General features: G+C 67.6%; 10 protein-coding genes, 1 pseudogene and 1 riboswitch. Of the genes and pseudogenes, 4 read left to right on the top strand and 7 right to left on the bottom strand.

The genetic code is table 11. The features are described 5' to 3' along the window. From OJI97_RS06670 to OJI97_RS06645, 6 genes and pseudogenes are all read right to left on the bottom strand, one after another. Positions 1-569, bottom strand: a pseudogene (locus tag OJI97_RS06670) (right-handed parallel beta-helix repeat-containing protein); the annotation flags it as partial. 197 nt (positions 570-766) lie between these two features. Further along, a complete protein-coding gene (gene metH / locus OJI97_RS06665; protein WP_297662276.1) occupies positions 767-3,388 on the bottom strand; it encodes a methionine synthase in 2,622 nt (873 codons plus the stop codon). A gap of 22 nt (positions 3,389-3,410) precedes the next feature. Continuing rightward, a complete protein-coding gene (locus OJI97_RS06660; protein ID WP_297662275.1) occupies positions 3,411-3,935 on the bottom strand; it encodes an N-acetyltransferase in 525 nt (174 codons plus the stop codon). Further along, positions 3,935-4,999, bottom strand: coding sequence for a homocysteine S-methyltransferase family protein (locus tag OJI97_RS06655; RefSeq protein ID WP_297662274.1), 1,065 nt, complete (start codon positions 4,997-4,999; stop codon positions 3,935-3,937). The genes OJI97_RS06660 and OJI97_RS06655 overlap by 1 nt, the downstream gene beginning before the upstream one ends. Beyond that, a complete protein-coding gene (gene metF / locus OJI97_RS06650) occupies positions 4,996-5,940 on the bottom strand; it encodes a methylenetetrahydrofolate reductase (protein ID WP_297662273.1) in 945 nt (314 codons plus the stop codon). Before metF ends, OJI97_RS06655 begins: the two co-directional genes overlap by 4 nt. Beyond that, positions 5,937-6,917, bottom strand: a complete 981-nt coding sequence (locus tag OJI97_RS06645) for a metalloregulator ArsR/SmtB family transcription factor (RefSeq protein WP_297662272.1) — start codon at positions 6,915-6,917, stop codon at positions 5,937-5,939. The genes metF and OJI97_RS06645 overlap by 4 nt, the downstream gene beginning before the upstream one ends. Positions 6,918-7,142: 225 nt before the next feature. Between OJI97_RS06645 and OJI97_RS06640 the strand changes: the two genes are divergently transcribed. From OJI97_RS06640 to OJI97_RS06625, 4 genes are all read left to right on the top strand, one after another. Next, entirely contained in the window at positions 7,143-7,466 is a 324-nt protein-coding gene (locus OJI97_RS06640; RefSeq protein ID WP_297662271.1) for a hypothetical protein, read from the top strand. A gap of 180 nt (positions 7,467-7,646) precedes the next feature. Beyond that, a complete protein-coding gene (locus tag OJI97_RS06635) occupies positions 7,647-7,976 on the top strand; it encodes an entericidin EcnAB (RefSeq protein ID WP_297662270.1) in 330 nt (109 codons plus the stop codon). Positions 7,977-8,051: 75 nt separating this feature from the next. Next, complete coding sequence (locus OJI97_RS06630; RefSeq protein ID WP_297662269.1) at positions 8,052-8,240, top strand: hypothetical protein; 189 nt, start codon at positions 8,052-8,054, stop codon at positions 8,238-8,240. Between the two features lie 239 nt (positions 8,241-8,479). Continuing rightward, positions 8,480-8,573, top strand: a riboswitch (ZMP/ZTP riboswitch). Between the two features lie 22 nt (positions 8,574-8,595). Then, positions 8,596-9,276 (top strand): DJ-1/PfpI family protein, encoded by a 681-nt coding sequence (locus tag OJI97_RS06625; protein WP_297662268.1) that lies wholly within the window; start codon positions 8,596-8,598, stop codon positions 9,274-9,276. Positions 9,277-9,381: 105 nt separating this feature from the next. On the opposite strand, the gene OJI97_RS06620 is transcribed toward OJI97_RS06625, so the two are convergent. Further along, positions 9,382-10,146 (bottom strand): glutaminyl-peptide cyclotransferase, encoded by a 765-nt coding sequence (locus OJI97_RS06620; protein ID WP_297662267.1) that lies wholly within the window; start codon positions 10,144-10,146, stop codon positions 9,382-9,384. Positions 10,147-10,256 lie beyond the last annotated feature (110 nt).

Here is a 10,256-nt window from a genome sequence, read left to right as displayed (position 1 = left end):
ACGACGACGCGGCCATAGTCGCCGGTATAGACGCTGTGCGCGCAGCTCAGCCCGCGGTCGCAGCGGCCGAGGCGCGAAAAGGTCGAGCGGTCGATCGTCAGCGTCGCCGCCGGATCGTCGGCGGTCAAAATGCCTTCCTCGCTGCCGCGGAACAGGCTGTTCTCGACCGCAAGGTCGCTCTTTTCGAGGCGGATGCCCGCGCCGTTGCCGTCGGGAACGCGCATGTTCTGAAACACGACGCCGTCGACCTTCGCCCCGGCTCCGCGCAGCACGAGCGCCGCCTTCCCTTCGCAGACCACGCCGTCGAAGACCGCGCGGCCGGGTTCGGCGGCGACGAAGGCGACGCGGCCTTCGGTCTGGACCGCGCAGTCGCGGTGATAGCCGGACGCGATGCGGATCGTCCCCTCCCCGCCGCCGATCGCATCGACCGCATCCTGAAGGCGGGTGAAGCCCCGGCCATCGACACTATAGGGCGCGCCGCCGGTCTGCGCGGGCAGCGGCGCCGGCGCAAGGAGCAGCGGAAGGGCGAGCAGCGGCAACATCGGCCGGCGGGCAAGCGTCTGGATCATGGCGGCTTTATAACAGCTTCGGCGGCGTTCGTCGTTTGCGAAGCTGGTTAACCGGCGCACTGTCCCTTTATTGGACAGGGATACGAACCGTTCTTACCATGATGCTCCCCCGCGAAGGCGGGGGTCCAGAGCGTCAGCCCGGGGTCGAACGCTCTGGGTCCCCGCCTTCGCGGGGACACACTAGATGATTTAGGTCTTCAATCCAGGTTCGGCCGCAGCCAGCGCGTCGCCGTCGCAAGATCGACCCCGCGCCGCTCGGCATAATCGGCGAGCTGGTCTTCTCCGACCCGCGCGACCCCGAAATAGCTTGCATCGGGATGCCCCATATAAAAGCCCGAGACCGCCGCCGTCGGCAGCATCGCGAAATGATCGGTCAGCGTCGCCCCCGACGTGTTGCCCGCGTCGAGCAGGTCGAACAGGATGCGCTTCAGGCTGTGCTCGGGGCAGGCCGGATAGCCGGGCGCCGGGCGGATGCCGCGATATTCCTCCTTGATGATCGCCTCGGGCGTCAATTGCTCGCCCGCCGAATAGCCCCACAAATCGGTGCGGACATGCGCGTGAAGCCGCTCGGCAAAGGCTTCGGCAAAGCGGTCGGCGAGCGCCTTCAGCAGGATGTCGCTATAATCGTCGTGCGCCGCCTTGAAGCGCGCGAGATGCGGCTCGATACCGTGGATCGCGACCGAAAAGCCGCCGATCCAGTCGCCGTCGGGGCTGATGAAATCGGCAAGGCACATATTGGGGCGTCCCTCGCGCTTGGCGATCTGCTGGCGCAGGAAGGGGATACGGACGTGACGTTCCTCTTCTTCGAGATGGATGATCACATCGTCGCCGTCGCGGCGGCACGGCCACAGCGCCGCGACCCCGCGCGCGTGGAGCCAGCCCTCGCCGACGATCTTCTCCAGCATCGCCTGCGCGTCGGCGAAGAGGCCGCGCGCGCTTTCGCCGACGATGTCGTCGTCGAGGATCGCGGGATAGACGCCCGCCAGTTCCCACGCCCGGAAGAAAGGCGTCCAGTCGAACCATTCGACCAATTCGGCGAGGTCCCAATGGTCGAAGGCGTGGATGCCGGGCTTTTCGGGCGGGAACGGCCGGATATGTTCGTCGATCGCGAAGCCGTTGGCGCGCGCATCCTCGATCGGGATCAGCGCGCTCTGCCCCTTGTTCGCGCGCACCTCGCGGATATGCTCGTAATCGGCCTTGTAGCCCCCGACGAACGCGTCGCGGCCGGTGTCGCTGACCAGCGAGGTCGCGACGCCGACGGCGCGGCTCGCGTCGAGGACATGGAGCACCGGCCCTTCATAGGCGGGGTCGATGCGCAGCGCGGTGTGGACCTTCGACGTCGTCGCGCCGCCGATCAAGAGCGGCATCGTCATGCCGGCGCGCTGCATCTCCTCGGCCACGGTCACCATCTCGTCGAGCGAAGGGGTGATGAGGCCCGAAAGGCCGATCATGTCGGCGTCATTCTCGTTCGCCGCTTCCAAAATCTTCGACCAGGGGACCATCACGCCCAGGTCGACGATTTCGAAGCCGTTGCACTGGAGCACGACGCCGACGATATTCTTGCCGATGTCGTGGACGTCGCCCTTGACCGTCGCCATCACGACCTTGCCCTTGCCCTTCGCGCCGGGCTCCTTCGCCGCCTCGATGAAGGGGAGCAGGTGCGCGACCGCTTTCTTCATCACGCGCGCCGATTTCACCACCTGCGGCAGGAACATCTTGCCCGACCCGAACAGGTCGCCGACGACGTTCATCCCGTCCATCAGCGGCCCCTCGATGACCTCGATCGGGCGATCCATCGCGAGGCGCATCTCCTCGGTATCGGGGACGATATGCGCGTCGATGCCCTTGACCAGCGCATGTTCGAGCCGCTTGCGCACCTCCCACCCGCGCCATTCCTCGGCGGCCTTTTCCTGCGCGGCATTGCTGCCCTTGTAGCGTTCGGCGAGCGCGATCAGCCGTTCGGTCGGGCTGTCCGCCTCCCCCTCGACCTTGCGGTTGAGGATGACGTCCTCGCAGGCGTTCCTGAGTTCGGGATCGATCGTGTCGTAAACGTCGAGCTGCCCCGCGTTGACGATCGCCATGTCGAGCCCGGCGGGGATCGCATAATAAAGGAAGACGCTGTGCATCGCGCGGCGCACCGTCTCGTTGCCGCGAAAGCCGAACGAGAGGTTGGACAGCCCGCCCGAGAAATGGACGTGCGGGCAGCGGACGCGGATTTCCTTCACCGCCTCGATGAAGTCGACCGCATAATTGTCATGCTCCTCCAGCCCCGTCGCGATCGCGAAGATATTGGGGTCGAAGATGATGTCCTCGGGCGGAAAGCCGATGCCCGTCAGCAGCTTGTAGGCGCGCTCGCAAATCTCGATCTTGCGCTGTTTCGTGTCGGCCTGCCCGACCTCGTCGAACGCCATCACGACGACCGCGGCGCCATAGGCCATGCATTTGCGCGCGTGAGCGAGGAAGGGCTCCTCGCCCTCCTTCATGCTGATCGAATTGACGATCGGCTTGCCCGGCACGCATTTGAGCCCCGCCTCGATCACCTCCCACTTCGAGCTGTCGATCATCACCGGCACCCGCGCGATGTCGGGCTCGGCGGCGATCAGCTTGAGGAAGGTCGTCATCGCGCGCACCGCGTCGAGCAGCCCTTCGTCCATGTTCACGTCGATGACCTGCGCGCCATTCTCGACCTGCTGGCGCGCGACCTCGACCGCCGCGGTGAAATCGTCGGCTAGGATCAGCTTCTTGAACGCCGCCGATCCGGTGACGTTGGTGCGCTCGCCGACGTTGACGAAGGAGGAAGAGGAGAGAGAGGCGGTCATCGGCGTTCCAGAAGGAAAAGGGTCAGAGAGTGAGCGGGCGGGCAAGGACAAGGTCGTCGTAGAGCTTGCCCCCGACGTCGAACCGGCGCGTCCCGATGTCGGCGAAACCCTGCTTGCGATAGAAGGCGAGCGCCCTTTCGTTGCGGGCATAGACGCCGAGGAGCAGGCGGCGATGGTCCCGCGCCGCGGCGACGGCCTCGCGCATCAGCGCGGCGCCGAGCCCGCTGCCGTGGAAGCGCGACAGCGAATAGATGCGCTTGAGCTCGATGTCGCCCTCTTCGGCCGCGGCGAGGTCGGGCGTGCCGACCAGCGCGAAGCCGATCGGGGCGCCGCCCGGCTGCGCCTCGGCAAGCCACGCCCGCGCGCCATCGGCCAGCAAGGCGCGATAGGCCACGTCGCAATGCTTCGCCGCGCAATGGGCGACGATCGCATCGCCGTCGAGAATCCCCGCGAAGGTTTCGAGGAAGGTCGCGGCGCCGATCAGCGCCAGCGCGGCGGCGTCATCCGCTCCGGCCTCGCGGATCGTCCATGATGGTCCGTCGTCCATCAGGAGGCCGCCGCCGCAAAAGCCGCCATGGTGAAAGGTTCGAGCCCCGCCAGCCGCGTGCGCACCGGCACGTCGGGAACATGCCGCGGCGCGAGGCCTTCGACCGCCTGCGCCATCGCCGCGATATGCGCGGGGGTCGAACCGCAGCAGCCGCCGAGGATATTGACCTGCCCGTGCGCCGCCCATTCGCGCACCAGCCCCGCGGTCGTATCGGGCATCTCGTCATATTCGCCGAGTTCGTTGGGCAGCCCGGCGTTCGGATAGACCATCACCAGCGTGTCGGCGAGGTCGGAGAGCACGCGCACATGCGGGCGAAGCTGCGCCGCGCCGAACGAGCAGTTGAGCCCGATCGTCAGCGGCCGCGCATGGCGCACCGCATACCAGAAGGCCTCGACCGTATGCCCCGACAGGTTGCGGCCCGAAAGGTCGGTGAGCGTCATCGAGATCATCAGCGGCAGTTCGCGCCCGACCTTCGCCTCGGCCTCCAGCGTCGCGGCGATCCCCGCCTTGGCGTTGAGCGTGTCGAAGATCGTCTCGATCAGGATGAAGTCCGCCCCGCCCTCGGCGAGCGCGACGACCTGGTCGAGATAGACCGCCTTCAGTTCGTCGAAGTCGATCTCGCGAAAGCCCGGATTGTTGACGTCGGGCGACAGCGACAGCGTCTTGTTCGTCGGCCCGACCGCGCCCGCGACGAAGCGACGGCGGCCGTCCTGTTTCTCGAATTTGTCCGCCGCCTCGCGGCCGAGGCGCGCGCTTTCATGGTTGATGTCGGCGACCAGATGCTCGGCGCCGTAATCGGCCTGGCTGATCCGGTTGGCGCTGAAGGTGTTGGTCGACACGATGTCCGACCCGGCGGCAAGATAGGCCTCGCCGATCGCGGTCACCACATCGGGCCGCGTCAGCGCGAGGATGTCGTTGTTGCCCTTCTGGTCGTACGACAGGCCGAGGTCTCCCGCATAATCGCTCTCGGCGAGCTTGCGGAGCTGGATCTGGGTGCCCCAGCCGCCGTCGGTCAGCAGGATGCGCTCGCGGGCAGCGGCTTTCAGGGCTTCACGGGCGTTCATGCGGCTGCTTCCTCCGTCGCGGGGGCCGCCTTCGGGCGCAGGCCCAGGAGGTGGCAGATGGCGTAGCTGAGCTCCGCCCGGTTGAGCGTGTAGAAGTGGAAATCGCGCACCCCGCCCGCATAGAGGCGGCGGCACATTTCGGCGGCGATCGTCGCGGCGACGAGCTGGCGTGCGGCGGGGTGGTCGTCGAGCCCGTCGAACAGCGACACCATCCACGCCGGGATTTGCGTCCCGCACATATCGGCCATGCGCCGCGTCTGCGACACGTTCGATACCGGCAGGATGCCGGGCAGGATCGGCGCGTCGATCCCCGCCGCCGCCGCGGCGTCACGGAACCGCAAAAAGGCGTCGGGCGAGAAGAAGAATTGCGTGATCGCGCGATTGGCGCCCGCGTCGAGCTTGCGCTTCAGATTGTCGAGATCGGCTTCGGCGCACGACGCGTCGGGATGCACTTCGGGATAGGCGGCGACCGAAATGTCGAACGGCGCCACCGCCTTCAGTCCCGCGACGAGCTCGATCGCATTGGCATAGCCGTCCGGGTGGGCGCGATAGGGCGCACCGCCGGGCATATCGCCGCGCAGCGCGACGATATGCCGCACCCCCGCTTCCCAATAAGCCTGTGCCACCTCGTCGATCTCGGCGCGCGACGCCTCGACGCAGGTCAGGTGCGCGGCGGGCGCCACCGGGCTCGTCGCGGCGATCCGCGCGACCGTCGCATGGGTGCGCTCGCGCGTCGAGCCGCCCGCGCCATAGGTCACCGAGACGAAGCTGGGGGCGAGCGGTTCGAGCGTGTGGAACGTGTCCCAGAGCTGTGCTTCCATCTTCTCGGTCTTGGGCGGGAAGAATTCGAAGCTGACGCCGATGTCACCCGCCAGGTCTGCGAAGAGCGGAGCCGCGGCGGCGCGGCGCGCCTCGGCGAGCGAATTGAGGGTCGATGTCATGCCGCGAGCCTTTTGTCGTCGTGGGAAAGGGGAGCTTGCCTGTCGCCGCCGGTCCGGCGGCCGAGCCACAGCTTGACCGCGAGATCGCCGCCTTCGAGCGTCTGCGTATTTTCGAGCGCCAGCCCCGCCGCCGCGAACCAGCCGCCGATCTGGGTATCGGAAAAGCCGAGGCGCGCGTGCGCCGCGAGTGTCCGCAATTCCTCGTCGGCGTGCGGCGCGAAATCGACGATCAGCAGATGCCCGCCGCCACGCAGCACCCGCCCCGCCTCGGCGATCACCCGGTCGGGCTCGTGCGCGAAATGCAGCGCCTGATGGATGACGACGCTGTCGATGCTCGCATCATCGAGCGGCAGGTTCAGGAAATCGCCCTGCACCAGATCGATCGGCGCCGCCTGCCCGGCGAGCTTGGCGCGCGCGAGGCGAAGCATTTCCGGGCTGCGGTCGAGCGCGGTGACGCGGTGCGCGGCGGGGGCGAAGATTTCGGCCATGCGGCCGGTTCCGGTGCCGATGTCGAGCAGGTGGCCGAGCCCGCGGCCACCCATCATCGCCAGCATCGCGGCCTCGACCTCGCTTTCGGCGATATGGCGCGACCGGATCGCGTCCCATTCGGCGGCATGGTCGGCGAAATAGCGCTCGGCCGCCGCCGCGCGCTCGGCGCGCACCGCGGCAAGACGGCGCGCGTCGTTGGCGATGACCAGCGCCTCGCCCTCCGAAAAGGGCCACGCCCCCGCCTGGGTGACAATGCCCGACACCGGCCCGCCGGTCGCGATCCGCAGGAAAACCCAGCTCCCCTCGCGCCGCCGTTCGATGATCCCGGCCTCGGCGAGGATGCGGACATGGCGCGAAACGCGCGGCTGGCTCTGGTCGAGCACGGCGGCGAGTTCGCCGATCGCCAGTTCCATTTCGCGCAGCAGCGCGACGACGCGCAGGCGCGTCGGGTCCGCAAGGGCGCGAAAAATGTCGAGCAGCTCGGCCATGAAATGACATATAAAGCTTTCTTTATATCCGGTCAACCGAGGCGCGCGCCTCCCATCCGATTTTATGAGACACGGGTCGATTTGCGACAAAAGGCGGACGAATTTGCAAAAAGAGCGTTGCACCCCCCTTGGCGAGGCGGTATTTCTGCCGCCGATTGGCAAGTTCACGGGATCGATTGGGTTCCCATGCCGGTCGATCAGTTCAATCGAGAGGGGTATTCCCACATGAAGAAGTTGATCACTCTGTCGCTCGTCGCCGCTGCCTCGCTGGGCCTGGCCGCTTGCGGTGACAAGGCTGCCGACAACGCCGCCGCCACCACCGAAACCCCGGCGACCGACACCGTCGAAGGCGCGGCCGATGGCGCGATGCAGGCTGCCGAAGGCGCCGCCGACGCTGCCGCGACCGCGAAGGACGCCGCGACCGACGCTGGCGCCGCTGCCGCTGCCGGCGACACCGCCGCTGCGACGGACAAGGCTGCCGAAGCGGCCGGCGCCGCCAAGGAAGCGACCGACCAGGCGAAGGCCGCCGTCGACGCTGCCAAGAAGTAAGCGCCTTTTCGGCTTCTGGCCGGAGGAATGCAGGGGTCGTCGGCACGCGCCGGCGGCCCCTTTCCTTTGCGCGGGGACCTTCCCTTGCGGTCGCTGTGCTGCGCGGTTGCCAAGCGGCCGATCCGCGATTAAACTTTTGCCTCAATGGCCGCCGGGCCATTGGATTTGAAAGGAAATTTCATGCGCAAGATCATCATCGCCTCGATGGCCGCCGCGGCCTTCAGCCTGACCGCCTGCTCGGAAAAGACCCAGGACGCCGCCGCCGACACCGCTTCGTCGGCCGCCGACGATGCCGCCGCCGCGGGTGATGCGGCCGCTCAGGGCGCGGCCGACGCCGCCGACGCGACCGCCGACGCGGCGAAGGACGCCGGGGCCGCCGTCGAAGGCGCCGCCAAGGATGCCGGCAACGCCGTCGAAGGCACGGTGAACGCCGCGGGCGACGCCGCCGCCAAGGCGGGCGACAAGATCGCCGACGAAACCAAGAAGGCCGAAGCCAACGACAAGAAATAAGTCGAAGCTTCGCCTTCGGGCTGGTATCGAAGGGCTCCATCCGCGGATGGAGCCCTTTTTCGTGGGAGCCGAACGATGCGAACCCCTTGGCCCGCGGCGCTGCTGGTGCTGACGCTGGCTGCGGCGACGGGATGCAGCCGCACCGACAACGAACCCGGCCCCGGCGGCGTGACGGTCAGCGAAGCCAAGGCCCTCGACGATGCCGCCGCGATGCTCGAAAGCCGCGACGGGACGGCGGACAAGGAAGCGAAGGCGGCGAAATAGGCGATCGGCCGCGCGCTGGCTGCGGCGTCGTGATTTTTGACTCACGCAAAGGCGCAAAGGCGCGAAGAAGAAGATTCGGGCCGACAGGCCCCATTCTCTTCAAGCGATGCGCCATGATGCGAGGGTGAAAGGATGAGGCTGCTTCGCGGCAAGCGCGACCTTCTTCGCGCCTTTGCGCCTTTGCGTGAAACCCATAAAGCGCCGCCCGCTTCCATCGCGAACGCCGATACCCTATACCGCCCGGACCCCGCGACTGGCGCTTGAAGATGGAGTCCCATCGGGAAGCGGGGTTCGGCCGCATCGCCGGAAGAGCCGCGCGCCTGGGTGATCCGCTGCCAACGCAAGGAGCATCCGCATGACCGCCGCCCCCGAAACAACTGTCGTCTTCCTGCTGTTTCCCGGCATCACCCAGCTCGATTTCACCGCGCCCGCGCAGGCGCTCAGCCGGATGCCCGGCGCGCGGCTGATCGGCGCCGCCGCGACGCTCGATCCGATCGCGACCGACAGCGGTTTCGCGATCCTGCCGACGCATGATTTCGCGGGCGCGCCGCAGGCCGACATTCTCTGCGTCCCCGGCGGCCATGGCGTGACCGAAGCGCTGGGCGATACCGCGACGATCGATTTCGTCGCGCGGCAGGCGGCGGGCGCGCGGTGGGTGACGAGCGTCTGCACCGGCGCCTTCCTGCTCGGCCGCGCCGGACTGCTCGCGGACAAGCGCGCGACGACGCATTGGGCCTATACGCATCTGCTGCCGCTGGTCGGCGCGGAGCCGGTGGCGGCGCGCGTCGTCGAGGACGGTCATGTCGTGACGAGCGGCGGGGTGACCTCGGGCCTCGATTTCGCGCTGACCCTGATCGCCCGCCTGCACGGCGATGCGGTCGCGCAGGCGATCCAGCTCGCGATCGAGTACGACCCTGCCCCGCCCTTCCCCGGCGGCCACCCCGACCGCGCGCCCGAAAGCGTCACCGCGGGGCTGAAAACCCGCGTCTACGACGCCGCGGCCGCACGGATCGAGGCGGCGCTCACCATCCTTTGAACTAAAAGCATGTTCCCCCGCGGAGGCGGGGGTCCATTTCCGGCCCGTTCCACCTCGCACCGGCCGAAGATGGGTCCCCGCCTTCGCGGGGACACACAGGTTGGCTCAACCGCAGTCCGCCAGCGCGATCTCATACAGCTTGGGCCAATATTTGCCGGTGACGAACAGCCGCTTCTTCTTCGCGTCCCACGCGATGCCGTTGAGCACGCTGTCGTTTCCGCGCGCCCCCGCATCCGCCTTCAGCCCCGAAAGGTCGACGAGCGAGACGACGTCGCCGCTCGCGGGGTCGATGCGGACGATGACGTCGGTCATCCAGATATTGGCCCAGATTTGCCCGTCGATCGTCTCGAGCTCGTTGATCATGCTCACCGACCGGCCCCCGAAACGCACGGTGACGCGGCTTTTCTCGGTCATCGTCGCGGGGTCGAGGAAGCGAAGGTCGGGCGAGCCGTCGCTGAGCACGAGACTGTCCCCGACCATCGTAAGCCCCCACCCCTCGCCGTCATAGGCAAAATCGCCGAGCGGTTTCAGGTCCTTGATCGACCAGCGATGGCCGACACCGTTCCGCCACGTCACGCCGATGATCTGATGCCCCCAGCGCGTGATGCCTTCGCCGAATTGGTCGTCGGGCAGCTTCGTCTCGGCCAGCGCCCTGCCGGTTTCGAGGTCGAGCCGCGCGACGCGCGAATGGCCGTATTGGCCGGTGGCTTCGTAAAGATGCCCCGCGTCCCAGAACAGGCCCTGGGTGAAGGACGAACTGTCGTGCGGATAGCTCTGGACGATGCGGTAACCGCAGCGCTCGACCGGTGGCGGTGCGGGATCGGCAACCGTGGGTTCGGCGAGCAGGACGAGGGCGAGGAGGAGGCTCATGGCGCCTAGCTATGCCGGGCGAGGTGAACTGGCAATGTCTCTCCTTCGTCACCCCGGACTTGATCCGGGGTCCCGCTTGTCACCGTCGCTTAGCGGGACCCCGGATCAAG

It is taken from the genome of Sphingopyxis sp. (assembly GCF_025869345.1).
In the GTDB taxonomy this organism is placed as follows: domain Bacteria; phylum Pseudomonadota; class Alphaproteobacteria; order Sphingomonadales; family Sphingomonadaceae; genus Sphingopyxis.
The sequence above is the reverse complement of the archived record's forward strand: the minus strand, read 5'-3'. Positions and strand labels throughout refer to the sequence as shown.